The sequence below is a fragment of the Azospirillum sp. OGB3 genome (assembly GCF_014192915.1).
In the GTDB taxonomy this organism is placed as follows: Bacteria; Pseudomonadota; Alphaproteobacteria; order Azospirillales; family Azospirillaceae; genus Azospirillum.
This window is the reverse complement of the sequence record NZ_JACHYN010000012.1, coordinates 155,431-178,584: the sequence shown is the minus strand read 5'-3', so window position 1 is coordinate 178,584 and position 23,154 is coordinate 155,431. Positions and strand designations below refer to the sequence as shown.

The 23,154-nt window shown below is 68.8% G+C and carries 22 protein-coding genes and 1 tRNA gene; 15 read left to right on the top strand and 8 right to left on the bottom strand.

Annotated elements, in window-relative coordinates:
• Positions 1-7: 7 nt before the first annotated feature.
• Both FHW79_RS22260 and FHW79_RS22255 read right to left on the bottom strand, forming a co-directional pair.
• Complete coding sequence (locus tag FHW79_RS22260) at positions 8-1,228, bottom strand: arabinose transporter (RefSeq protein WP_183180927.1); 1,221 nt, start codon at positions 1,226-1,228, stop codon at positions 8-10.
• A gap of 184 nt (positions 1,229-1,412) precedes the next feature.
• Positions 1,413-1,952 carry a YitT family protein gene (locus tag FHW79_RS22255; RefSeq protein ID WP_035680652.1) on the bottom strand — a complete coding sequence of 180 codons (540 nt, stop codon included), beginning with the start codon at positions 1,950-1,952 and terminating at the stop codon, positions 1,413-1,415.
• Here FHW79_RS22255 and FHW79_RS32390 point away from each other — a divergent pair.
• From FHW79_RS32390 to FHW79_RS22200, 12 genes are all read left to right on the top strand, one after another.
• A complete protein-coding gene (locus tag FHW79_RS32390; protein ID WP_211108430.1) occupies positions 1,951-2,142 on the top strand; it encodes a hypothetical protein in 192 nt (63 codons plus the stop codon). The genes FHW79_RS22255 and FHW79_RS32390 overlap by 2 nt on opposite strands.
• A 408-nt stretch (positions 2,143-2,550) precedes the next feature.
• The gene (locus FHW79_RS22250; RefSeq protein ID WP_014200159.1) at positions 2,551-2,841 is read left to right on the top strand and encodes a RebB family R body protein; all 291 of its coding nucleotides are present in this window, start codon (positions 2,551-2,553) and stop codon (positions 2,839-2,841) included.
• Positions 2,842-2,940: 99 nt separating this feature from the next.
• Positions 2,941-3,210, top strand: coding sequence for a RebB family R body protein (locus FHW79_RS22245; protein WP_014200160.1), 270 nt, complete (start codon positions 2,941-2,943; stop codon positions 3,208-3,210).
• Positions 3,211-3,301: 91 nt separating this feature from the next.
• The gene (locus FHW79_RS22240) at positions 3,302-3,568 is read left to right on the top strand and encodes a RebB family R body protein (RefSeq protein ID WP_014200161.1); all 267 of its coding nucleotides are present in this window, start codon (positions 3,302-3,304) and stop codon (positions 3,566-3,568) included.
• Positions 3,569-3,663: 95 nt separating this feature from the next.
• Positions 3,664-3,936, top strand: a complete 273-nt coding sequence (locus tag FHW79_RS22235; protein ID WP_014200162.1) for a RebB family R body protein — start codon at positions 3,664-3,666, stop codon at positions 3,934-3,936.
• A 125-nt stretch (positions 3,937-4,061) separates the two neighbouring features.
• Positions 4,062-4,295: a RebB family R body protein gene (locus FHW79_RS22230; protein WP_040138293.1), complete on the top strand. Its 234-nt coding sequence runs from the start codon at positions 4,062-4,064 to the stop codon at positions 4,293-4,295.
• Positions 4,292-4,786, top strand: a complete 495-nt coding sequence (locus FHW79_RS22225) for a RebB family R body protein (RefSeq protein WP_183180925.1) — start codon at positions 4,292-4,294, stop codon at positions 4,784-4,786. Before FHW79_RS22230 ends, FHW79_RS22225 begins: the two co-directional genes overlap by 4 nt.
• A 61-nt stretch (positions 4,787-4,847) precedes the next feature.
• A complete protein-coding gene (locus FHW79_RS22220; RefSeq protein ID WP_014200165.1) occupies positions 4,848-5,198 on the top strand; it encodes a hypothetical protein in 351 nt (116 codons plus the stop codon).
• A gap of 22 nt (positions 5,199-5,220) precedes the next feature.
• Positions 5,221-6,297 (top strand): hypothetical protein, encoded by a 1,077-nt coding sequence (locus FHW79_RS22215; protein WP_183180924.1) that lies wholly within the window; start codon positions 5,221-5,223, stop codon positions 6,295-6,297.
• Between the two features lie 188 nt (positions 6,298-6,485).
• Positions 6,486-7,019 carry a hypothetical protein gene (locus FHW79_RS22210; protein ID WP_183180923.1) on the top strand — a complete coding sequence of 178 codons (534 nt, stop codon included), beginning with the start codon at positions 6,486-6,488 and terminating at the stop codon, positions 7,017-7,019.
• 121 nt (positions 7,020-7,140) lie between these two features.
• Positions 7,141-10,746: a hypothetical protein gene (locus FHW79_RS22205; protein WP_183180922.1), complete on the top strand. Its 3,606-nt coding sequence runs from the start codon at positions 7,141-7,143 to the stop codon at positions 10,744-10,746.
• A 69-nt stretch (positions 10,747-10,815) separates the two neighbouring features.
• Positions 10,816-11,847: a hypothetical protein gene (locus FHW79_RS22200; protein ID WP_183180921.1), complete on the top strand. Its 1,032-nt coding sequence runs from the start codon at positions 10,816-10,818 to the stop codon at positions 11,845-11,847.
• Between the two features lie 85 nt (positions 11,848-11,932).
• Here FHW79_RS22200 and FHW79_RS22195 read toward each other — a convergent pair whose 3' ends face one another.
• Entirely contained in the window at positions 11,933-13,570 is a 1,638-nt protein-coding gene (locus FHW79_RS22195) for an AraC family transcriptional regulator (protein ID WP_211108419.1), read from the bottom strand.
• Between the two features lie 292 nt (positions 13,571-13,862).
• On the bottom strand, positions 13,863-16,523 hold the full coding sequence (gene adhE / locus FHW79_RS22190; protein ID WP_183180920.1) for a bifunctional acetaldehyde-CoA/alcohol dehydrogenase: 2,661 nt from the start codon (positions 16,521-16,523) through the stop codon (positions 13,863-13,865).
• A 341-nt stretch (positions 16,524-16,864) separates the two neighbouring features.
• Between adhE and FHW79_RS22185 the strand changes: the two genes are divergently transcribed.
• The 3 genes from FHW79_RS22185 to FHW79_RS22175 all read left to right on the top strand — a co-directional run bounded on the left by FHW79_RS22185 (position 16,865) and on the right by FHW79_RS22175 (position 19,019).
• Positions 16,865-16,940, top strand: a tRNA-Phe gene (locus FHW79_RS22185).
• 287 nt (positions 16,941-17,227) lie between these two features.
• Positions 17,228-18,736 carry an FAD-binding oxidoreductase gene (locus tag FHW79_RS22180; protein WP_183180919.1) on the top strand — a complete coding sequence of 503 codons (1,509 nt, stop codon included), beginning with the start codon at positions 17,228-17,230 and terminating at the stop codon, positions 18,734-18,736.
• Between the two features lie 118 nt (positions 18,737-18,854).
• Positions 18,855-19,019, top strand: a complete 165-nt coding sequence (locus FHW79_RS22175; protein ID WP_014199676.1) for a hypothetical protein — start codon at positions 18,855-18,857, stop codon at positions 19,017-19,019.
• Here the strand turns inward: FHW79_RS22175 and FHW79_RS22170 are convergent.
• Genes FHW79_RS22170 through FHW79_RS22155 form a run of 4 tightly spaced genes read right to left on the bottom strand, consistent with a single transcriptional unit; the run spans position 19,003 to position 23,102 of the window.
• Positions 19,003-19,557 carry a histidine phosphatase family protein gene (locus FHW79_RS22170; RefSeq protein ID WP_183180918.1) on the bottom strand — a complete coding sequence of 185 codons (555 nt, stop codon included), beginning with the start codon at positions 19,555-19,557 and terminating at the stop codon, positions 19,003-19,005. The two genes, FHW79_RS22175 and FHW79_RS22170, sit on opposite strands and share 17 nt — an antisense overlap.
• On the bottom strand, positions 19,551-20,246 hold the full coding sequence (gph, locus tag FHW79_RS22165) for a phosphoglycolate phosphatase (RefSeq protein ID WP_183180917.1): 696 nt from the start codon (positions 20,244-20,246) through the stop codon (positions 19,551-19,553). The genes FHW79_RS22170 and gph overlap by 7 nt, the downstream gene beginning before the upstream one ends.
• Before the next feature lie 13 nt (positions 20,247-20,259).
• On the bottom strand, positions 20,260-21,375 hold the full coding sequence (locus FHW79_RS22160) for an ABC transporter ATP-binding protein (protein ID WP_247884534.1): 1,116 nt from the start codon (positions 21,373-21,375) through the stop codon (positions 20,260-20,262).
• 14 nt (positions 21,376-21,389) lie between these two features.
• On the bottom strand, positions 21,390-23,102 hold the full coding sequence (locus FHW79_RS22155) for an iron ABC transporter permease (protein ID WP_094305764.1): 1,713 nt from the start codon (positions 23,100-23,102) through the stop codon (positions 21,390-21,392).
• Between the last annotated feature and the right edge of the window lie 52 nt (positions 23,103-23,154).

Sequence of the window (23,154 nt, the reverse complement as noted above, 5' to 3'; positions counted from 1 at the left end):
GCCCCCCTCAGGTCGGGCTGGTCTTCACCACCGGCCGCGCGCGGAGCAGCTGGACGGTGGTCAGGAAGCCCAGCACGGCGGCGACGCTTCCCAGCAGGAAGACGCCGCCGTAGCCCACCCGGTCGGCGAGCAGCCCGGCCAGAGGTCCGGTCAGGCCGTAGGCGACGTCCTGGAACGCCGCGAAGGCGCCGAGCGCGGTGCCGCGGAGCTGCGGTTCCACGAGATGGACGACCTCCCGCCCCATGGCCGGAAAGACCAGCGAACAGCCGAGCCCCGTCAGGAAGGCGCCGGCCAGCGCGGTGACGGGATCGCCCGCGCTCCACAGCAGCGCCTGACCGACCGCCTCCACCGCCAGCGACCCCATCGCGACGCGCAGGCCGCCGACGCGGTCGGGCAGATGGCCCAGCGCGAAGCGGACGAGCACGAAGCCGAGGCCGAAGGCGGTCAGGCCGAGCCCGGCGTAGGGCCAGCCCTCGCGGACGAAGTGCAGCGAGAAGAAGGCGCCGATGGCGGCGAAGCCGATGCCTTGGAGGCTGACGACGGCGCCCTGCCGCCAAATCCGCCCCAGCACGCTGCGGAAGGGCGGGCGCTCGGCGTCGGGATGGGCCGGGGGTCCTTCCATGCACCGGATCGCCAGAAGCCCGAGGGCGGGCAGCAGCGCGCTGACCGCCATGACGCCGGAGAAACCGAAGCGGTCGAGCAGCGCCAGCCCCAGCGGTCCGCCTGCCGCGAAGGCGCCGTAGAGCGCCGCCCCGATCAGCGCCAGCACGCGGCCCGAGCGCTGCGGCCCGACGATGCCGATTCCCCAGGCGACCACCCCGACCCCGACGAGGCTTTCGCCGACGCCGATGAGCAGGCGGCCCGCCACCAGAACGGAAAAAGCCGCCCATGGCGAGAACGACAGGGGACCGGCGGCCATCGAGACCAGCCCGCCGACCACATAGAAGCCCAGCCCCCGCCCGACCGCGCGCTTGGCGCCTTGGCGGTCGGAAAAAGTTCCGGCGAAGCCGCGGCTGAGGATGGTGGCAAGGAAGGCGCTGCCCACGCCCAGCCCGGCCCAGACATTGCCCATCCCGAGATCCCCGGCGACGAACAGCGGCACCACGGGAAGGGACAGGGCGACACAGAGGTAGGAGACGAAGAGGACGGCGGTCAGGACGATCAGACGGCCTTGCGCCGCATCACGCGCCGAGACTGGCCTTTGATCCGGCCGTGTTTGGGGACCCATGGTGTGCTCCACACTGGTCCCCGCCGATGGCCGTCCGTCCGAACACGCGAACGCACTCCGATCGGCGAGGATCGTTGAGTGCGTTGGTTGACGTTGAACGCTTACGGCCAGCGTGGCTGGCGATGCGGCACAGGGTACCGATCCCGCGGAGAAATGCAACAGGCCGCGTCGATCGGGTCCCCCTTCAGCGGGCCACGTACCAGTCCGTCCGGTGGTTGAAGGCAACGAAGGCGTTCAGCACGGCCGCTCCCAGCATCGACGCCAGCACCGCCTTCCCATCGATCACGAAGACCGCCATGGAAAAGATCACCACGTCGAACATGGCCTGGAGCCAGCCGGCGCGGAAGCCCGTCTTCTCCTGGATGTAGAAGGCGAGGATGCCCACCCCGCCGCCGCTGGAGCCGTGTCGGAACAGGCCGATGACCCCGATGCCGATGCAGAAGCCCGCCAGGACCGCCGCGACATAAGGGTGCAGAGCGTCGTAGCGGATCGCGTGGGGCGCCAGCGTGGTCAGCACCGAGATGCTGGTGACCGCCAGAAGCGACTTCGCGGTAAAGCGCCAGCCGATGCGCGCCAGCGCCAGCGCGTAGAAGGGCAGGTTCACCACGAAGAACACCGGGCCGAAATCCAGCCCCGTGGCGTAGGCGATGACGAAGGACAGCCCCGCCGCCTGCCCGGTGATCAATCCGGCGGCATGCAGTATGGAAATCCCGAACGCGGTCATGATGATGCCGAACAGCTGCCCCTGCGCATTATCAAATGCGCTGTGCGACGCCTTTTTGACTTCGTTTGTTGCTACGGCAGTGTTGACGGTTGCGGATACTGCACTTTTCTTAAGCACGCTGGGCACCTTCCAGACTTCATTCCCTTTCAACAGTATCATCAAAGACCAAATCAAGAATAGAGCGGTGTGATTCCGTTCGCCACGCCCGCAATCCGTGGGGCAACGCCGCTTCGCGTCCGCATCGCCCCGCCCCTTGCCGTCGATTTCTCCGGATGGCGCCAAGCCTCTGTGACGCAGACGGAGGCGGCGGGACGCGGAATTGCACGGCCCTGCGTCCATCGTTGCCTCTGCAACGCAAGAATCGATCGCGCCAGCGCCACACGCTTTCTCCGCATCACCGGTCGCAGCGCAACCCAGGCGCACAAAATTCGCGCGGTCCGCCGGATTCTTTCGCCGGATAGACCAATCGCCCGGACGAGCGCGTCGCTACAGTCGCACCGTCCGCTGTTCACGCACTCCATGGTCGCATGGAAACGCGCGAATGATCGACGCCACCAGCGGCCGCCTTTGAAACCGGCCCCACTAGTGAGGAAAGACAATGGCATTTCCGACCGCCGTGAACGACCAGATCACCGATTCCGTCACCCAGGCCAACACCAAGGTCCTGGGCGACGCTCCGGCGATCGCCATGGGCAACCTGTTCCAGGCCACGGCTCAGGCGCTGGCCAACGCGGCCCACAACGCCACCAACGCCCAGCAGCAGTCCTACGTGACCGCTCAGGCCGCCACCACCCAGGGCGTGGCCACGCTCTACTCGATCGACACCGCCTCCACCGGCGTCGCCACGAAGAGCATCCTCAGCACCGGCGTCAAGGGCCTCGGCTCCTAAGCCGGACCCGCGCCGCCATCGACGTTTCAACCACCTGCGCCACCCCGCCCTCCATGAGGGACGGCGGGCGGGCGGCAGGCAACCGAAGAGGACGAACAAATGGCTTTCCCGACCGCCGTGAACGACCAGATCACCGATTCCGTCACCCAGGCCAACACCAAGGTCCTGGGCGACGCCCCGGCGATCGCCATGGGCAACCTGTTCCAGGCCACGGCCCAGGCGCTGGCCAACGCGGCGCACAACGCCACCAACAACCAGCAGCAGTCCTACGTGACCATGCAGGCCGCCACGACCATGGGCGTCGCCACGCTCTACTCGATCGACACCGCCTCCACCGGCGTCGCCACCAAGTCGATCCTGGGGAGCTGATGAGCCGACCGGCTAGGACCGGGCGCCCGCGGGCATCCGGAACGGGCCGCCGGCCATCCATCCCGAACCATTCGCCAAGGAATAACGTCAGATGGCTTTCCCGACGGCAGTCAACAGCCAGATCACCGATTCCGTAGCCCAGAGCAACGTCCAGGTCGTTGGCAGCTCGCCGGCGATCGCCATGGGCAACCTGTACCAGGCCACCGCCCAGGCGCTGGCCAACGCGGCGCACAACGCGACCCTGGCGCAGCAGCAGATGTACGTCACGGCGCAGGCCGCCACGACGACGGGCGTCGCGATGCTCTACTCCATCGACACCGCGACCACCGGCGCCGCCACGTCGAAGCTCCTCGGCTGAGCGGACGGCGGACGCGGCACCCGCCGCCGTCCGCCGCCCGCCGCCGGCGCTTTGGCCTCGAACCAACGCAACATCTGATGTAAGGAGCAAACACGATGGCTTTCCCGACCGCCCTGAACAACCAGATCACGGACTCGGTCTCCCAGGTCAACACCAAGGTCCTGGGCGACGCCCCGGCCGTCGCGATGGGCAACCTGTTCGTCGCCACCAGCCAGGCGCTGTCGAACGCGGCCCACAACGCCACGAACAACCAGCAGCAGTCCTACGTGGTGATGCAGGCGGCGACCACGCAGGGCCTGTCGACCCTGTACTCGGTGGACACGGCCTCGACCGGCGTCGTCACCACCCAGATCCTGGGCCTCTCCTAAGGAGAGCCGGCGGGCCGCCCTCGGGACACCGGGGGCGGCCTCCGCCGCAGGTTGAAGCGCCCGGTCGCGCTCAAGTCCGTGTCCGCAGGAGCCTGCGGCGGAAATCCGAAGGCTGGAGTGTGTGAATGCCCGACGGAAGCTCCGCCAGCCTTGCCGGATCGGTCGCGGCGAACACGGCGATACCGCTTGGCCTGACCCCATCCCTGGCGATGGACATGACCTACGTCGCCATGGCCGACAGCCTCGGCCTGGCCATGCAGAACGCCGTCGCCAACCAGCAGCGCGCCCAGGTCATCACCGAGGCCGCGCTCGCCCAGGTCCTCACGCTGATCATCACCAAGGGAACCGCAAAATCATGAGCGACGAAGGCACCGTGAACACCCAGGTGATCGACGCGACGTCGGACATCGTCACGCTTCTGACGGGACAGTCCCCCGCGCAGTCGTTCGCCATGCTCGACGCCGTGATGGTCGAGACGCTCGGCATGGCGATGCACAACGCCGTGCACCGCCAGCAGAACGCCGGCATGGTCAACTCCGCCGCGGTCACCGCCGCCTGCGCCAAGATGCTGTCCGTGCCCTTCCCCACCACGCCCCCGCCGCCGCCCTCCGGCTCGTCCACCTCCGGGGGCAACGCGTCGCCGCTGCAGCCGCTGACCCCGCTGCTGACGACCTCGCTCACCACCCTGCCCTCCACCGTCACCGGCGGCGCCGGAAACAGCACCGTCAGTGGCGGAGCCGGGAACAGCACCGTCGGTGGTGGAACCGGGAACAGCACCGTCAGCGGTGGCACCGGAAACAGCACTGTTGCCGGAGGCAACGGAAACAGCACCGTCAGCGGCGGGTCGTGATTGACCCCGCGTCCATCTCCCAGCGGCCGGCCGTCCAGGCCACAACGAGCAAGGAGCCTTCATGTCGGAGCCCACGAAGGTCAATGCCCAGATCATTGACGTCATAAACCAGACGCAGACGGCGACCATGAGCCAGCAGGTCGTCACCACCAGCGGTGCGGGAAAAGCCTATCAGGCGGTTGCCCAGTCCACGGCCATGGCCGTGCAGGACGCGACGGACACGCTGCGCAACGTCTCGACCATCGCCACCACGGCGATCGGCGTCGCGATGGCGCAGCTTCTGGCGACGGGCGATCCGAAATACGTCACCGCCCTGACCCAGGCCCAGGGAATGATGACGAGCGCCGCCAACGACTTCACCAGCATCGGTACCGCGGCCTCCACGGTCCTGAATAGCTTCCCGTCGAGCTGACCCTTACGCAGGTGTCCCCACCATGACCGTCTCTGTCGCCAACAAGATGATCCAGAACCGCGCCGGGCTCACCGACCTGGGGCGGCTTGCGCTCGCCTTCATCGATGGCGGGTCGGAGTGGCTCGACTGGGCCATCAGCAACGCCGGCCCGCGCTACGATTTCCCGGACGAGAGCACGCTCGTGGAGCAGGTCCAGCAGGGTCTTCACGCGACGCGGCTGGCCCTGCTGCCCAATCTGAAGCTGATGGTCAGCCCGGTGAAGCTGATGACGCTGGGGGTGGACAGCCTGCGCACGCTGGCCGACGCCGAATCCGGCGACACCAGCGCTACGGTGTCGGCCCAGGTCAAGCGCATCCTCGCCGACCACAACCTTCTGACCCAGGACGATTTCGCCGCCAGCGCCTCCTTCCTCTCGGGACTGGGGGTCTCCGGGGCTCCGGTCTTCCAGTTCATGGGGTTCGACGAGCAACTGGCGGTGCAGGAGCTGCTCTACCGCAAGGAAAGCCAGGGAACGGCGAACCCCGAGCTTCAGAAGGAGGCGGCGGCCTTTGCGGTGGATCAGGCGCGCACCGTGCAGGAGTTCGCGGACTACTATCAGTTCTATCTCATCTACGTGAACCGGCTGGGCTCGCTGACCGCCACACCGGACGACCGCAAGAAGCGGGCCGGCGGCGCGCTGGACACCATCCTGCCGCAGCTCTTCGGCTTTCTGGAATGCCCGCAGGTCGGACCGCTCGCCGCACCGGCGGAGGTGGCGCGCGCCGTCGCCGACTGGCAGAAGCGCGGCCGGCCGATCGGCTTCGCCCGCCTGTCGGACGGGGCGCTGCAGATCGTCCGCGACACCGCCTTCCGGGACGAGACCGGCGACGCGGTGCGGGTGCTGGTGGCCGGCTATCTGGCCGGGGCGCAGGCCCTGCTGTCGGCGACGCCGCCGCAGCGCGGCATCATGGGCCAGGACGGCGCGTCCTGCCTGTTCCCCGTCTTCGGCAAGGGCAACCAGGCAGAAATCCAGATGGGGTCCGCGGGGGTGATCTCGCTGCGCTGCTTTCGCCCCGATCCCCCTGCCACTGCTACCGCCACCGCCACCGCCGCCGCCTGACTCGCCCCGACCGGCGGCGGCCGGGGCGGTCCTCCCTGCTGCACCGCCCTGTGCACCGTCTTCTGCGCCGCCCTCTGCGCCATCCACGCCAGCCGCAGCGACCGCGCAACCGCCGGCTCCGGCGGAGACGCGGACGGCCCCGGCGGCCCGCGCGCCGCAAAACCGAACCGGACGAAGGAGATCGAAGGATGGGCGTTTCCCAGCCCCCCAACAGCCCCAACCCTGAACCGGCGGCCGCTCCGCCGGCGGCGGGCACGTCGGCTCCGGCCACGCCCGCGGCGAATGCGCCGCCGGCCGACGCCCCGGCCGCGCCGCCCGATACGGCGCCGTTCGAGGCGGGCAGCAAGACACCCGCCGAAATTGCCAGCGCGCTGCTCGACCACGCGGTGAAGAGCGTGAACGCCGCCGCCGAGCAGGCGCTGGCCGCTGTCGAGCAGGCCATCCAGCTCGCCGGCCAGGCGGTGGAGGCGATCCCCGGCCTGACCGCGCATCCCGGCGGCCATGCCGACGAACAGAGCGCGATGTCCCAGGCGAGCGAGGCGATGTCGCAGGCGCTCCAGGCCGCCAGCGGCGCCGGCGCCGGGGGTCAGGCGATGCAGCAGGCCAGCGAGCAGCAGCAGAAGGCCGTCACCGCGGCCAATGAGGCGGCGCAGCAGGCCATGGCCGCGGCCAGTGCCCAGATCGCCCGGGCCATGACCAGCAAGGGCGACCCGGCCCTGTGAGGCCGCCGACCTGACGCCGATGGGGCGACCGCGACGTTGCGCGGTCCCCTGGCGCGCGGGGCGGGAACCGTTCCGCCCATTTCCCAACCGGGTCCCGAAACTGAGCCGAAGGACATCCCGCATGCCGTCCCGCACGCGCCGGAGAGCGATCGTTGTCGCGCCCGGAACCCCGTACGCCACCCCGCCCACCACCCCGGTGGACGCGAGCATGGACGCGGTGGCCGCCGCGGCGTCGCAGGCGCTGGGCCTGCCGGTCGTGCCGGCGTCCCAGCGCGACTCCATGGTCGGCTGGACCGCGGCGGCGGTCCATCCGCTCCAACCGTTCCAGACCGCCTGGCTGCGGATGGTGCGCGGGGCGTCGGTCGGAATCGGGGCGCCGGACAAGCGTGCCGCCGTCGAGACCGCCGCCATGGACCGGCTGTTCGTCGCGGGCGAGGGCACCCCGGCCCTGCTGGGCGTGCCGCCCGGCTCGGTCTACGAGGGCGAGCGGTATCCTCTTCCCGACGACCGGCTGAACGGCGCCCGACGGACGCTCAAGCAGGCGCTGCGCACCATCGGCGAGGCGAAGGACGGCCTGCCCGTGGAGGGGGATGCCATTTCGCGCCGGCTGCGCGCCGTCCGCGACATTCTGCTGCCGCTGGCCGAAGCCCTGGCCGGACCGGAGACGGCGGCTGCCGCTCCCTTCGCCCAGGAACGGCGTCAGCTTCTCGGCCTCGACCAGGATATGGCGGTCGCGCGAAGCTGGGACGCGGTGGAGGCCATCGTGGCGGGGCTCGCCCGGATCGCGGACACGCTTGGCGACGCCACCCAGGCCGCCGCGGGGGTCCAGCTCTCCTTCACCGCCGAAGCCGCCTGCCGCCTCCGGCTCGCCGTCCGCTTCACGATCCTGTACGATGCCCGGCTTCCCGCGGACCGGCTGGCCGCCGCCGACCGCACGCTGACACGCCTTCTCAACGGCGGCTATCCCCCCTTGGCCGGCTGGCTGCGCGACCGGATGGGGGCGCTGGCGCGGCGGCTGGCGGAAATCGACCCATCCGGCAACAGCCGTTTCGTCGTGCTGGAGGATGGACGCGACGGCACCGGCGGCTGGACCGCCCGGCTTCTCATCAACCCCGCCCTGCCGGCGCCGGCTTGGTTCGCCCTGTTCCAGCGCCTGCACAACATCCTGGTCATGGCGCTGTTCGCGCTCAAGCTGGAGCTGTACGGGCTGCTGCACCGGCTGGCCGGCGCGGCGCCGGCGGGAACTTTGGCGGCGGATGGAGGCGATGACGGAGGGGGGAGGGCCGGGGGCCGGGACCCGGCGGAGCAAGGGCGCAACGGCTGCGCCGCCGTGCTGGTCGACGTGGACATCCCCCGCCACGGGACGCTGGCGATCCAGCAGCAATGGCGGCGCTTCACCGGCGACATCTGGGTCGAGGACGGCCTGCCACGCCCTGGAATGGCCTACCGCATCACCTCGGCCCTGGATGCGGTCAACGCGCTTTGCCAGTCCACGGTCCCGCCGCCGAGCGCCGCGCCGGCGCTGATCGCGCGGCTGCACGGCCTGCTGGCCAATCAGGACAAGGCCACGGCGGACGGCATCGCGGCGATCCGCGCCCGCATCCGCGAGGGCATGGCCCCCCTGTCCCTGAAGGCCATCGACGGGCTTGCCGACGGCGCGGTGCGGCGGCTGCTCACCGTGACGCTCGAACAGACGTGCCAGGGCTACGGGCTCGCCACGGACACGGCTCTCGCGGCCGCCTTCGACGGCTGGTTCGCCGCCAAGGTTCCGGGTTACGCGGATCTGACCGCCCTTCCCGCCAAGGTGTCCGGCGCCATCAGGGCGGCCAAGGACCGTGGCGCCTGGAGCGACGGCGCCGGGGCCATCGCCGATGCTGTGGGGTTCGGCCTGTGGGTGTCGATGACGATGGAAAGCCATCTGGCGAAGCGCGCGTCCTCCCTGCGCGCCTCCCTCTGCGACGAGGACGAGCTGCTGCGCCGGCTCATCGCCCTGCTCGCACCAACCGGGACGCTGGCCGATCCGGCGATCCAGCCGGTGATCGACGGACCCTGGGCGGCGGCGCTGCATCTGGACCATTGCTGGCCGCGCGGGGGCTACGGTGAATCGGCCGCCCCTGTCGATATCCTTCTCCAGGACGGCAAGGCCGGGCGCCCGCCTGGTGATATCATTGCCGCCGTCGCCCCCCTTGTCGAGGATTGGCTGGCCGCCCGGCACAGCGGCTTCGGGCTGAAGCGCGGCGGCGAGCGGCTGGCCATCGTCTGGAACGCCGAGACCGAATTGGCCCCCTTCCGCTACCGCCCGGTCGCGGCCACGCTGTCGGTGGCGCCCGCCGCGCAAGGGGCAACACCCCCGTCCCTGGTCAACGGGCTGCCCGTCACCGCCCTGTCCGAAGCGATCCGGTTGGTCCGCGAGGACATGGCGCAGACGGACAATTGCGCCGTCCACAGCCGGCTGACCGCGACGCTGAACGCCTTGACCGCCGCCGGCCTGCGCGACGGCGCGCCGGAGGACGCCGACCCGTCGGTGGACGCTCTGCGCCAGGGCCGGTGCCGCCATCTGATGCTGAGCAGCGCGGAGCTGGCGCAGGGCACCGCCGCCGACTACCCGCGGAGCTATTACCCCGACGGCACCGTCCGGATCGTTCTGGGCGCCAATCCGGCAGCGGTCGCCAACCAGCTTTCCCTCCCCTCCGGGACGACCGCGAACCGGACCCTGGACCTGCTGGTCGTCAACCAGGGGAGCGGCGGAATCGACCGCCTGTCGCCGGGGCCATGGACGACCGACGCGATGGTCCACAGCGTCGTGGAACCCCTGAAGCGGTCGGGGCTGTCGGTCCGCACGGTCCTGCTGGATTACCCCATGTCGGCGGCGATGATCCCGGCCTTCCTGCCGCTGTGCGCGCTGGACGGCCGGATCGTCGGGACGCTGTACGGGACCGGCGTTCCCATCATGGACCGCGCCCTGTGGGAGGCTGTCCGTCCGGCGCTTTCCACAGGCGACGCGACAATGCTCGATCGCCTGATCGACGAGCGGATCGGGCGGCTGAGCGCCGGCGTGACGGGGAGGATCCATCTGGCCGACTTCCTCACCGCGTCCGACGCGATGATCCACACACATCTGGCCGAGCATCCAGGCGGACAGGGCGCGGTGTCCCTGCTGCGCTGCCTGAAGCCGGTCGGCGACGCGCTGAGCGACCCCGACGCGCCACTCGACCGCGTCGAAGGCGTGGTGCGGGCGCTGCGCAGCGCCCCTCTTCCCTGCACTGATTTCGCCGATGCCGACAAGGCCGTGCTGGAGGAATTCCCAACGGAGGCCGCGGGCACGACCGCGGACTCGCTGGAACGGCTCCGCGACCGGCTGCGCCGTCGCGTGACGGCGGTCCTCACCGATCCCGCCTGGACGATCGGCATGGACCCCGCGGCGCTGGACGCCCTGCCCCTGTTCGGAGGGCCGGACAGCCTGTGGGGCCGGGTCAGCGGCCGCTGGACCGACCTCCTGGCCCTCGATCCCGGCCTGTCGCGCTGTCCGTCCAACGTTGCCCTGTTCGATGCCCGGACCGGTCAGCTCAGCCTCGACGCCGCGTTCAAGAGCATCGACGGCACGCTGGAGGAGATGCTCCGCCGGGCGGCACCGAACGCCGACCGGGAAGCCGCCGAATGCGTGGCCGACCTGCGGTATGGCGAGGACCCCGCGGACCTGCTGTGGGTCGACTCATACTGGCAATAGAGGCCCCCGCGTTCCCGGCCGGCGACCCCATGGGCAACGGGCCGGGCCAGCCCGAAATGGAGGTTCTCCATGAAGTCGCATTCCCAGTTTCAAGACGACGTTTACAGTTTCCTCGAGCAGTTCGTCCGCACCATCGAATCCGTCAGGGGGAAGGACCCGGAGGTGGCCGAACAGCTCTACGATGTCATGAAAGCCGCTGCGGGCATGGCCGAGTCCTATGACTTCATCGCCGATTTCATAGCGGCCGAAAGCGGGCAGATCGCCCAGATCGACCGGTTGGCGGCATTCCGGAATTCCTTCGAGAAGAAGGCCCGGGGCGTGGCGTCGAACGTGCGCGGCACCCAATTGGAGTGGTTCCAAGCGGCAAAGAACCTGTCGGAAGGCAAGACCATCGCCATCGACCTTGATAAGGTTCTGGACCCGGATATGCGCATCGAGTACGAGAGCAGCACCGGCAAGGCAAAGGTCATTGAATTCAAATCGACCGCAGGCACGGCCGGAACGATTGACGAAAACACAAAAAGCCAGCTCAACTCCGCAATTTTTCAGCTCTGCAAACGCACCGTCGATCACGACGGCATTGAATTCTCAAGCAAAAAATTAAAGGCCGTTGTCGAAGTAAACTACACGGACAACATGCTTTTTGACACCATCGCCGAAATGGGCGCACTTTCTCCAGATGAAATCTACAATCATTTTTCAGAAATCATCACGTCATCATGGAAGAAAAATAAAATAGGATTGGGCGAAATATCTCCAATGGTTGAGGTGAACAAGCTTGGGTGGAATCGCACAAATCCCCCGGCAATCAATCTGAACAACGATTACCCTTCGCAATTCACCGACACCGCCTGCCAATCGATGTTCCAAATTGTTTTCATTTTCCAGCCATTCATAAAATCAAAAATAGTCATTGATGATATCGCCTCCACAACATTCTGCCGAAAGGCAAAATTTCTCGTCTATTTCTATGAGGGCGACGGAAAAAAGAACATTGCGCTTTACAAAAAAATGATGCTGAAGAGCAGCCTCATGATGGACGGCCAACCGATGTACACTCTGTTTGACAGAGGAACCGACATCGTCATGCGGTCATTCTGATAGAAAACCCAGAAGCAAGCCGTGAGACCAAGGAAACGGACCCGCCGGGAGCACGCCAGACGGGTCCGTTTCGCCTGCCTTCGGCTCACCCGCGCGCGGCGGGTTCGGCCAGATTGCGACGATACTCGCGCGGGCTTTCCCCGACGAGGCGGCGGAAGCTCTTTTCGAAATGGCTGAGGTCGCCGTAGCCGACGCTCATCGCCACCTCGGTGATGGGCAGCCGGCGGTCGGCGGCCAGAAGTTCGCGCGCCTTGTGGATGCGGATGCGGCCGAGCAGACCCTTGAAGGAGGTCTGAAGCTCCGTCCGGAACAGGTAGCTGAGGTGGGAGGGGCTGACATGGGCCTGCCGCGACAGCTCGTCCAGCGTGATCGGGTCGGCAAAGCGCTCGCCCAGGAACATCAGCGCCTTGCGCAGGCCGCCGTGCAGCCGGGTCAGGGCGCCCTGGTCGCGGGTCAGCGCGCAGCGCACCCAATGGTCGGCGGGCGAGGAGGCCGGCGGGACGACCGGCGCGGCCTCCGCATGCCCCGCCGGATGAGCCGCGGCCCCCGGGTCCGCCGGCATGGCGCCGCCGACCATCCAGGGGGCGTGGCGGCGCACGTCGCCGTGACGGATCGGCCGGCCGCCGGTCATCACGGCCAGCCGGGCGATCACCCGCTCCAGCTCGAACAGGTTCTCCGGCCAGGAGTGTGCCTTGCACAGGGCGATCAACTCGTCGGTCCGCGTCTCGTCGGCGCGTCCGCCATGGCGCTCCAGGGCGGCGAGGACCAGCGGCTCGATGTCGGCCGGGCGGTCGCGCAGCGGCGGCACGGTGGCGCACAGGAAGTCCAGCTCGGCCAGCAGCGGGCGGGAGAAGCGTCCGTCCTCCGCCAGCCGCCGCAGGTCGGCGGTGGTCGAGGCGATGACCCGCGGCCCCTCCATCCCACCCGACATCCCGCTGCCCGCGCCGGCGGCGGACAGCGTCCAGCCGCCCGGCGCGTCGAGCCATTGGCCGAGTTGGGAGGGCATGTGCTGGACGATCTGCCCCTGAAGGGCCGGCGTCATCTCGTCCACGCCGCTGAGGAACAGGGTGCCGCCGGCGGCCCGCGCGAACCAGTCGGCGGGCGTCCCCGCCGGGTCCGCCCCGTTCACCTGGACGAAGGGGCCGTCGCGCCGCGGCCCGCAGCCGTGGATCGCCGCGGCGAGCGGCGCCTTCTCCGTTCCGAACTCTCCGGTCAGCAGGACGGGCAGCGCGCTGTGGGCGGCCTGTTCCAGGAAGGCGTCCAGTTCGCGCAGCGCCGGGCTCATGCCGACCATCATCAGGGGCCGCCCAAACCGCCGCTCCGCCCAGCGCCGCACCTCGTAGCGCTTGGCCAGGTAGCCGCACTGGCGGGCGACGTCGTGCAGGATGGGCGCCTCGGGCGCGGCGCCGTCCGGCGCGCGGTCGAGGACCAGCCGCATCTCGCCGACCGGCGCGTCGGCGTAGGTGATGGGCACCACCACCGCCTCCGGATCGGCCGCGGCCTCGTTGGGATCGCCGTCCGCGGTCCAGCAGACACGCCCGCCCGCCCGGTCCTGGGCGAGCACCAGCGTGCCCATGTCCTGGAGCCACAGCGCCCCGCCGCGCAGCGGCGTGCGATCGGCCAGCCGGTCCATCAGCCCGCCGATCAGGTCCGGCAGGCTGCGGAAATCGGCCGAGGCCGGGTGCAGGATCTCGTCCAGCGCGCCACCGACCGACACAGTCATCGCGTCGCCTCCGTGGAAAAACCGTGCCGCGCCTTCCGCGCGCGCCGGACCTTGAAGACGAATGCATGCATCGCGGAGCCGCGATGACGGTAATCGGATTGATAGGAGCGAATCATGACCGGAATCTCCTGCCGCCGTTTCAGACAATAGGCTCACAGCCAATCGACGCTTCATGGCGTCAGGGCGTGAAGTCTTCGGCGGACCGGCTTTTTTTCCGGACAAAAGAAAGGGCCACCCGCCTTCGGTTTCCCGGCGCCGGGCGGCCCGTCAGGCCTAAATCAACGTAAAGGCATCACCGCGAACGGACCAGCGCCACCGGCTTGCGCTCGGCCTTGACGTCCGGCTCACGCTCCGCCCCTTCGGCGTAGGCGCGGCCGTAGTAGCTGTCGAGCAGGAGCTGCCGGATCTCCGCGACCAGCGGGAAGCGCGGGTTGGCGCCGGTGCACTGGTCGTCGAAGGCGGCCTCGGCGATGGCGTCGAGCCGGGCCAGGAACTCCGCCTCCGGCACCCCGGCGGCCTGGATCGAGGCCGGGATGTCCAGCGTGCGCTTCAGCTCCTCCACCCAGGCCACCAGCGTTTCCACCCGCTCGTGGTCGCGGCTGCCGCCGAGGCCGAGGTGCCGGGCGATCTCGGCGTAGCGGGCGACGCCCTTGGGCCGGTCGTACTGGCTGAAGGCGGTCTGCTTGGTCGGGATGTCGGCGGCGTTGTAGCGGATGACGTTGGCGATCAGCAGCGCGTTGGCGACGCCGTGCGGCAGGTGGAACTCCGCCCCCAGCTTGTGCGCCATCGAATGGCAGACGCCGAGGAAGGCGTTGGCGAAGGCGATGCCGGCCAGCGTGGCGGCGCTGTGCACCTGCTCCCGTGCCTTGGGGTCCTTGGCGCCGTTGGCGTAGGCGGAGGGCAGATGCTCCTTCAGCAGCTTCAACGCCTGGAGCGCCTGCCCGTCGGTGTACTCGTTCGCCAGGACCGAGACATAGGCCTCCAGCGCGTGGGTCACCGCGTCGATGCCCCCGGCGGCGGTCAGGCCCTTGGGCATGTCCATCACCAGATTGGCGTCGATGATCGCCATGTTCGGCGTCAGTTCGTAATCCGCGATCGGGTACTTGATGCCGGTGCGCTCGTCGGTCACCACGGCGAAGGGCGTGACCTCCGACCCGGTGCCCGACGTGGTCGGGACGGCGACGAACTGTGCCTTCACGCCCAGCTTCGGGAAGGTGTAGATGCGCTTGCGGATGTCCATGAAGCGCAGGGCCAGATCCTCGAAGGCGACGTCCGGCGCCTCGTACATCACCCACATGATCTTCGCCGCGTCCATCGGCGAACCGCCGCCCAGCGCCAGGATGACGTCCGGCTGGAAGGCGTTGGCGAGCGCCAGCCCGCGCCGCACCACCGCCAGGGTGGGGTCGGCGGCGACCTCGAAGAAGGTCTCCACCGCGAGGCCCAGCCCCTTGAGGATGCGCACCGTCTCGTCGACGTGGCCGTTTTCGAACAAGAAGCGGTCGGTGACGATCAGGCAGCGCTTCTTGCCGCGCAGCTCCTCCAGGGCGAAGGGCAGGCAGCCGCGGCGGAAGTAGATGGATTTCGGCAGCTTGTGCCACAGCATGTTCTCGGCCCGCTTCGCCACGGTCTTGCGGTTGATGAGGTGCTGCGGCCCGACATTCTCGGAGATCGAGTTGCCGCCCCAGGAACCGCAGCCGAGCGTCAGCGACGGCGCCAGCCGGAAATTGTAGAGGTCGCCGATGCCGCCCTGCGACGACGGCGTGTTGATCAGGATGCGCGCCGTCTTCATCGCCTGCCCGAAATGGCGGATGCGCTCCGGCTGCTGGTCCTGGTCGGTGTAGAGGGCGGAGGTATGGCCGATGCCGCCCAGCGCGACCAGCGCCGCCGCCTTGTCGCAGGCGTCCATGAAGTCGCGGGCGCGGTAGAGCGCCAGGGTCGGCGACAGCTTCTCGTGGGCGAAGGGCTCGTCCTCGGTCACCGCTTCGACCTCGGCGATCAGCACCTTGGTGTGGGCGGGAACGCTCACCCCGGCCATGGCGGCGATGGCGCCGGCCGACTGGCCGACGATGTCGGCGTTCAGCGCACCGTTCTTCAGCAGAACCTTGCGCACCGCGTCGGCGTCCGCCGCCGAGAGGATGTGGCCGCCATGATGGGCGAAGCGGTCGCGCACCGCGTCATAGACGGCGTCCACGACGATGGCCGACTGCTCCGACGCGCAGACGACGCCGTTGTCGAAGGTCTTGGACATCAGGATGGAGGCGACGGCCCGCTTGATGTCGGCAAACTCGTCGATCACCGCCGGGGTGTTGCCGGCGCCGACGCCGATGGCCGGCTTGCCCGAGGAGTAGGCCGCCTTGACCATGCCCGGCCCGCCGGTCGCCAGGATCAGGTTGATGTCGGGGTGGTGCATCACCGCGTTCGACAGCTCCACCGAGGGCTCGTCGATCCAGCCGATGATGTCCGGGGGCGCGCCGGCCTCCACCGCGGCCTGAAGCACGATCCGCGCGGCCTCGCAGGTCGCCTTGCGGGCGCGGGGGTGCGGCGAGAAGACGATGCCGTTGCGCGTCTTCAGGCTGATCAGCGCCTTGAAGATGGCGGTCGAGGTCGGGTTGGTCGTCGGCACAATGGCGCAGATCAGCCCCACCGGCTCGGCGATCGTCATGATGCCGTATTCCGGGTCCTCCTCCAGGATGCCGCAGGTCTTCTCGTCCTTGTACTTGTTGTAGATGTACTCGGAGGCGAAGTGGTTCTTGACGACCTTGTCCTCCATCACGCCCATGCGCGTCTCGGCGACCGCCAGCTTCGCCAGCGGGATGCGCGCGTTGGCGGCGGCCAGGGCGGCGCTGCGGAAGATGCGGTCCACGGTTTCCTGCGGGAAGCCGGCGTAGACTTTCTGCGCCTCCCGGACGCGAAGGACGAGGTCGTTGAGGTCTGCAAGCGTGGTGACGGGCATATCGTGTCGCCTCTGCGGTTGGCGCGCCGCCGGCCCCTTCGGGCCGGTCCTGGACAGCGGATGCGGGCGGGTTGAAGCCCTTCAGACAACAGCATCCAAGGCACGCACGGAAAATCGGTCATGGCCGGGCGGCGCTTCGGTCCTGTCCGCGCGGCAAAAGGACTATCCCCCCATTGCGGGTAGAGCGACATGACTCAGGTCAAAACTGGTATGACCACTTTCGGGGTAGCGCCACCCCCAACCGACCTGACCGGCCTGGAAAAATCTCTTCCGAACGGGTGTCGAATTGCGCTGGACAAGCGCCCCGGTTCTTCTTATAAGACGCCCCCGCACGCAGCGGCGCCCAGGTAGCTCAGTTGGTAGAGCAGGGGACTGAAAATCCCCGTGTCGGCGGTTCGACTCCGTCCCTGGGCACCATTTTCCTCAAGGTCCGGTTCGAGAAAATGGTGTTCCGGTCACATCGGCCGAACCCGGATGTTGCGCTTCATTCTTCCATTTCTTTGGTTTGATCCGGCGTCACGATGGCGCACTGCGAGCGTCTTTTGCACCAGCAAAACGCCGCCGGTTCGAACGGGCACGCCTGACGGAACACATCCGAAGCGACGACCTTGCCCTGCTTCGATCGCCGAAATAACGCATATACCTTCCTGAAAGTTCCAATAAGTTGTATATACTCCCATAATAATCCGTGGGAGGGGAATTCTATGTTTAATGCTGGTCAGCCGAGTCGCCGCACTTTCCTGGTCGGGGCGGGCCGTTTCGCCGCTGCCTCGGCGCTCACCAGCGTCGCCCCCTTCCCCGCGCTCGCGGATTCCGGCGACCGCCGGATCGCGGCCTCGGCGCTCAGGGACTTGGCCGGGGCGGTTCAGGGCGGTGTCGTGCTGCCCGACGATCCGTTCTTCGACGATTACGCCCGCCCGAACAATCTGCGTTTCCGGACGCTTCCGACCGCCATCGCGCGTTGCGCGAGCGAGACGGACGTGCAGGCCTGCGTCGCCTGGGTGAGGAAGCACGGCGCCCGCTTCGCCGTGCGCAGCGGCGGGCACAATTACGCGGGCTTCTCCACCACTCCCGGCCTGCTCATCGACATGACGCCGCTCAGCACGATCACCCCCCTGCCCGGCGGGGACGGGCTGGTCAAGGTGGGCGGCGGCGCCCTGAACGGCATGGTCTATCAGGCGCTCGAACGGCTGAACCGCACCGTGACCCACGGGCGCTGCACGACCGTGGGGGCGGCGGGCTTCCTGCTGGGCGGCGGCATCGGCTTCAACATGCGCATGTTCGGCATGGGCTCGGACCTGCTTCAAGCCACGAGCATCGTCACGGCGGACGGCGCACTGCACGCCGACATCCAGGACAGCGGCGACGGCAGCGACCTGTTCTGGGCCTGCCGCGGCGGTGCCGGCGGGAATTTCGGGATCAACACGTCCTTCACCCTGCGCACCTTCCCGGTGGAGACGGTCACCTTCTTCGACATCACCTGGACCACGGAGGTGGGCGAGGTGCTCCACACCCTGCTGACCCGTCTGGCGGACGCGCCGCCGGAGTTCGGCAGCAAGATCAACGTCACCAAGCCGGCGCGCGGCAGCGCCGATCCGCGGCTCACCGTCTCCATCCTCGGCCAATTGCATAAATGCGGCACGACCGTCGAGGCGATCATCGGCCCGGTCCTTGAAAAGGCGTCGAAGACGCGGATCGACCGCGACATCGCCTATTGGCCGGCGCAGGACCTGCTGAGCGAATTCACCTACCCCTACTTCTATCAGGAGAAATCCTCCTACATGAGGGCGGCGGACATCACGCCCGAGTCCGTCGCCACCATGATCCGGCTCGCCGAGCGCATGCCGGGCACCAGCATGGCCAACGCCTTCAAGTTCTTCCAGGTGGGCGGCAAGGTCAACGCCACGGCGGCGGACGCGACCGCCTACGTCCACCGCGGCTACGACTGGCTGTTCTCCTCCGAAGTGAACTGGTGGAACCGGAAGGACCCGAAGTCCCTGGTGGACGAGAATCTGGCGTGGCAGGAGCGGTTCTACGCCACCGTCAACACGGCCACCAAGGCGGCGGGCGCCTTCCAGAACTTCCCCGATCCGTCCCTGAAGGACTGGTTGTCGGCCTATTACGGTGGCAATTACGCCCGGCTGCGCCGGGTGAAGACCGACTACGACAAGGCCGATCTGTTCACCTACCGGCAGGGCATCAAGCCCTTGTGACGGCACCGCCGATCGATCTTTGGCACCGGCCTCCGCCCTTCGGTGGAGAATCCGGGCGCCAAAGCCCCCGCTCGCCTGTTATCCTAGTGGGAAGCCTCTCGCGCCACGGGGTCCGGGCATGGAAGAAAAGCTGATCGCCTACATCGGCCGGTTGAAGGAGCAGATCGCCACCCTGCGCTCCGCCGACTTCACCACCCCGGAGGAACGGGTGTCCTGCGAGGCGGTGGCCGACAGCCTGGAACTGGTCGTGCGCGAGTTGACGGACCTCATCGAGATCCGCTGACAGGCACTCCGACGCTTTCAAAAATCCCGGCGCGCTCCAGCGTGACTGGCATCGCGTTGGGCGGCCACAGCGTGTCCGGGGCGAGGCCCAGCCAGCGGCACAGCGCGTGCCACGTGCCGGCGTGCGCCACCACCAGCGGCGGGCGGCCGTCCGCCGGAACCGGCAAGCCGTCCAGCGCGGCGGCGACGCGGGCCTGGAAGGCCGTGAGGCTTTCGCCGCCCGGCACCTCTTCGCGCAGGAGGTCCGCCGGGACGGCGCCCCCTTCCAGATCGCCCCAGCGCCGCTCCTCCAGACCAGGGACGACGGTCACTGGAAGACCCAGCGCCGCGCCGATGACGCCGGCGGTTTCCAGCGCGCGCCGCTGTGGGCTGGAATGAATGGCGGCGACCGGGCTCCCCTGGGCGGCCAGCGCCGCGGCGGCGGCGTGGGCCTGCGCCCGCCCGCGCTCGGTCAGCGACACATCGCGCGATCCGGCGAGCCAGCCGCCGACGTTGCTCTCCGTCTCGCCATGCCGGCAGAAGACGAGACGGTTCAGCATGCCGAGGTCGCGGACAGCGCCCCCGTCAGGTCGCCGAAACGCTCCAGGATGCCGTCGTGGGGAAGGCTGTCGAGCGGCACCCGCGCGTAGCCGTAGCGCAGAACCAGCACCCGCGCCACCCCGGCGGCGCGGGCGGCGGCCACGTCATGCTCGTTGTCGCCGACGAAGACGGTCTCCTCGGGGCGGACATCCATCAGGGCGAGCAGGCCGAGCACCGGCTCCGGCGAGGGCTTGCGGGTGGGGAAGCTGTCCCCGCCGACCACCGCCGTGAAGCGGTCGGCGATGCCGAGGTCGGCGAGCAGCCGCCGGGTCGCCGCCATCGGCTTGTTGGTGCACACGCCCAGTTTCAGCCCGGCTGCGGACAGCGCCGTCAGTGTCTCCGCCACGCCGGGATAGAGCGCGCTGTGGGCGCTGGGGTCGGCCTCGTAGATGGCCAGGAAGCGGCGGGTGTGGGCCGCCGTCTCCTCCGCTCCGGGCAGGCCGCCGGTGGCGGCGAGGACCCGCTCCACCAGCTTGGCCACCCCGTCGCCGATGAAGGAGCGCACCGCCGGCAGATCGACCGGCGGGCGGCCCAGCTCGGCCAGCAGGGCGTTGGAGGCGTGCATCAGGTCGGCGGCGCTGTCCACCAGCGTGCCGTCGAGGTCGAACGCGACGGCACGGAACGGAATGCGGTTGGGAAGGCTGGTCACCGGAGTGCGGCTCCTATCGGCGCAGGAAGCGGGCCTTGTCGGCCGCGAGGTCGAGGGTGATCGGGGTGTCGGTCGGCAGCAGCGCGTCGCCGGCCTGGTGCGGGGCGTCAACCTGCACCTGCTGCCCCCCGATGTCCACCGCGTAGCGGATCGAGGCGCCCAGGAACTCGCGATGCCGCACCACGCCCACCAGCCGGACATGGCCGTCGCGCGGCTCCCCGCCATCCTGGCGGATGAAGAGGTTCTGCGGCCGGAACATCAGCTTGCCCTCGGCCCCCGGCTCCACGCCGCGCGGGAGCGGGATCGCCACGCCGCCGCCCATGACGAAGACCGTCCCGCCGTCCACGGCGCGCACCTGCCCCTCCAGCACGTTGGCGGTGCCGAGGAAGCCGGCGACGAACAGGTTGGCCGGGTGGTCGTACAGCTCCTGCGGGGTGCCCACCTGCTGGACGATGCCGTCCTCCATCACCGCGATGCGGTCGCAGATGGTGTTGGCCTCCTCCTGGTCGTGGGTGACGAAGATGGTGGTCAGCCCCAGCTTGCGTTGGAGGCTCAGCAGCTCCTGGCGCATCTGCACGCGCAGCTTGGCGTCCAGGTTCGACAGCGGCTCGTCCAGCAGCAGCACCTTCGGCTCGATCACGATGGTGCGGGCCAGCGCGACGCGCTGCTGCTGGCCGCCAGAGAGCTGCGACGGCCGGCGATCGGCCAGATGCTTCAGCCCGACGAGGTCGAGCGCCGCGTCCACCCGCCGCTCGATCTCCGCGCGCGGCACGCGCCGCTCCTCCAGCCCGAAGGCGACGTTGCGGCGCACCGTCATGTGCGGCCACAGCGCGTAGCTCTGGAACACCATGCCGACGTCGCGCTTGTGCGCCGGCAGGCCCGAGATGTCGCGCCCGCCGATCGTCACCGCCCCGCGCTGCGCCGTGTTGAAGCCGGCGATCAGCCGCAGCAGCGTGGTCTTGCCGCAGCCCGACGGGCCGAGGAAGGCGAAGAACTCGCCCGGCTTGATGTCGAGATGGATGTCCTTCAGCACGCGGTGGCTGCCGTAGGACAGGTCCACGCCGTCGATGCGGACGCCGACGCTCTCCATCCCGGCGGCCAAGGAGGTGGGGGAGAATTGATGGTTCATGGTGGCGGTTCCCCTCAATGGTCCTGGCCGCGCTCGCGCCGGCCCCGCTCGATGATGACGTGCGACAGGTAGGTGCCCAGCCCGACGATGACGACGGCGAAGACGCCCAGCGCCGCCCCCGGACCGCGCCCGGCCGCCGACTGCATGTAGACGTAGAGGCCGTAGGCCAGCGGCGCGTCGCTCTGCGAATGGACCAGCATGATGGTCGCCGACAGCTCGACCGCCGCGGTGGCGAAGCTGGTGACGAAGCCGGCCAGGATGCCGCCGGACATCAGCGGCACGACCACGCGGCTGATGGTACGCAGCTTGGTGGCACCCAGATTCTCGGCCGCTTCCTCCAGCGAGTTGCTGACCTGCTGCAAGGCCGCCGTGCAGGCGCGCAGCGCGTAGGGCAGGCGGCGGATCGCCAGCGCGAAGACCAGGATCAGCCAGAAGCCGGACAGCGGCTGCCCGGTGAAGGGCATGGGCACGTCGTAGAAGCTGCGCAGATAGCCGATGCCCAGCACCACGCCCGGAACCGCCAGCGCCGCCATGGCGATGTAGTCCAGCCATTGCCGGCCCGGCAGCTTGCTGCGCAGCACCAGATAGGCGATGGCCGTGCCGATCACCACGTCGAGCAGTGCGGCCAGCGAGGCGTAGAGCAGCGTGTTGGTGATGTACTGGCCGCTCTCCAGGAAGACCGTCCCGTAATGCTTCATCGTGAAAGCGTCGGGGAACGGGCTGAAGGACCAGATCGTCGCGAAGGACAGCAGCGTCAGGCCGATGTGCGGCGCCAGCACCAGCACCAGGATCAGCAGAACGACGGCGTAGGCCGCCACCAGCTCCAGCGGCTTCATGCGCCGACGGGCCAGACCGCCGCCGCCGCGCTGGACGGTCGCGTAGTCCTTGCCCTTCATCGCCAGCGCCGACACCCAGAGGGCGAGCAGCGAGCAGACGATCAGCACCACCGAGATCACGTAGCCCATCGGGTCGGCGATGCCGATGGAGGAGATGCGCAGGTAGGCCTGCGGCGCCAGCATGTCGTTGACGTTGAGCAGCAGCGGCGTGCCGAGATCGTCGAACACCTTGATGAAGACCAGCGACGCCCCGGCGACGTAGCCCGGCATGGCCAGCGGGAAGACGATGCGGCGGAACAGCCGGAAGCCGTGGCAGCCGAGGTTCTGCGCCGATTCCTCCATCGCCCGGTCGATGTTCTTCAGGCTGGCCGACAGGTTGATGAGGATGAACGGGAAATAGTGGATGCTCTGCACGAAGATGACGCCGTTCAGCCCCTCCATGAACGGAATGGAGATGCCGAAATGGTCGCGCAGCAGCAGGTTGACCGTGCCGTTGCGCCCGAACAGGAGCTGCATCGCGACGGCGCCGATGAAGGGCGGCATGATCAGCGGGATGATGCCCAGGCTCTGGATCAGCACGGCGCCGCGGAACTCGAAGCGCGTCGTCAGGTAGGCCAGCGGCAGGGCCAGCGCGCTTGCCACCACCACCGACATGGCGGAGACGTAGAAGGAATTCCAGAACGACCGCATGAACAGGTCGTTCCGGAAGAAGTCGGCGAAGTTGATCAGGGTGAAGGCCCCGGTCGTCTTGTCCTGGAAGGCGACGAAGATGACCTGGACGACCGGCACGACGAGGAACAGCAGCAGGAACAGCGCGATCAGCACAGCCGCCACCGCCGGCCCCGGCCGCACGCGCGCGATGCTTTCGCGCGTGAGCGCAAGAGACGTCATGGTTCAGCCCAATGGTATCGGGGGAGAAGGCGAGGCGGGGCGCCCGCGCGGG

Bases quoted from the DNA above. Each gene is read 5' to 3' on its own strand.
- FHW79_RS22175 (WP_014199676.1), top strand. From the start codon at position 18,855: ATGGAAGAAAAGCTGATCGCCTACATCGGCCGGTTGAAGGAGCAGATC.
- FHW79_RS22195 (WP_211108419.1), bottom strand. From the start codon at position 13,570: ATGACTGTGTCGGTCGGTGGCGCGCTGGACGAGATCCTGCACCCGGCC.
- FHW79_RS22180 (WP_183180919.1), top strand. From the start codon at position 17,228: ATGTTTAATGCTGGTCAGCCGAGTCGCCGCACTTTCCTGGTCGGGGCG.
- FHW79_RS22235 (WP_014200162.1), top strand. From the start codon at position 3,664: ATGGCTTTCCCGACCGCCCTGAACAACCAGATCACGGACTCGGTCTCC.
- adhE (WP_183180920.1), bottom strand. From the start codon at position 16,523: ATGCCCGTCACCACGCTTGCAGACCTCAACGACCTCGTCCTTCGCGTC.
- FHW79_RS22210 (WP_183180923.1), top strand. From the start codon at position 6,486: ATGGGCGTTTCCCAGCCCCCCAACAGCCCCAACCCTGAACCGGCGGCC.
- FHW79_RS22205 (WP_183180922.1), top strand. From the start codon at position 7,141: ATGCCGTCCCGCACGCGCCGGAGAGCGATCGTTGTCGCGCCCGGAACC.
- FHW79_RS22245 (WP_014200160.1), top strand. From the start codon at position 2,941: ATGGCTTTCCCGACCGCCGTGAACGACCAGATCACCGATTCCGTCACC.
- FHW79_RS22200 (WP_183180921.1), top strand. From the start codon at position 10,816: ATGAAGTCGCATTCCCAGTTTCAAGACGACGTTTACAGTTTCCTCGAG.
- FHW79_RS22215 (WP_183180924.1), top strand. From the start codon at position 5,221: ATGACCGTCTCTGTCGCCAACAAGATGATCCAGAACCGCGCCGGGCTC.
- FHW79_RS22250 (WP_014200159.1), top strand. From the start codon at position 2,551: ATGGCATTTCCGACCGCCGTGAACGACCAGATCACCGATTCCGTCACC.
- FHW79_RS22160 (WP_247884534.1), bottom strand. From the start codon at position 21,375: ATGAACCATCAATTCTCCCCCACCTCCTTGGCCGCCGGGATGGAGAGC.
- FHW79_RS22225 (WP_183180925.1), top strand. From the start codon at position 4,292: ATGAGCGACGAAGGCACCGTGAACACCCAGGTGATCGACGCGACGTCG.
- FHW79_RS22255 (WP_035680652.1), bottom strand. From the start codon at position 1,952: ATGACCGCGTTCGGGATTTCCATACTGCATGCCGCCGGATTGATCACC.
- FHW79_RS32390 (WP_211108430.1), top strand. From the start codon at position 1,951: ATGATGATGCCGAACAGCTGCCCCTGCGCATTATCAAATGCGCTGTGC.
- FHW79_RS22155 (WP_094305764.1), bottom strand. From the start codon at position 23,102: ATGACGTCTCTTGCGCTCACGCGCGAAAGCATCGCGCGCGTGCGGCCG.
- FHW79_RS22220 (WP_014200165.1), top strand. From the start codon at position 4,848: ATGTCGGAGCCCACGAAGGTCAATGCCCAGATCATTGACGTCATAAAC.
- FHW79_RS22230 (WP_040138293.1), top strand. From the start codon at position 4,062: ATGCCCGACGGAAGCTCCGCCAGCCTTGCCGGATCGGTCGCGGCGAAC.
- FHW79_RS22240 (WP_014200161.1), top strand. From the start codon at position 3,302: ATGGCTTTCCCGACGGCAGTCAACAGCCAGATCACCGATTCCGTAGCC.
- FHW79_RS22170 (WP_183180918.1), bottom strand. From the start codon at position 19,557: ATGCTGAACCGTCTCGTCTTCTGCCGGCATGGCGAGACGGAGAGCAAC.
- FHW79_RS22260 (WP_183180927.1), bottom strand. From the start codon at position 1,228: ATGGGTCCCCAAACACGGCCGGATCAAAGGCCAGTCTCGGCGCGTGAT.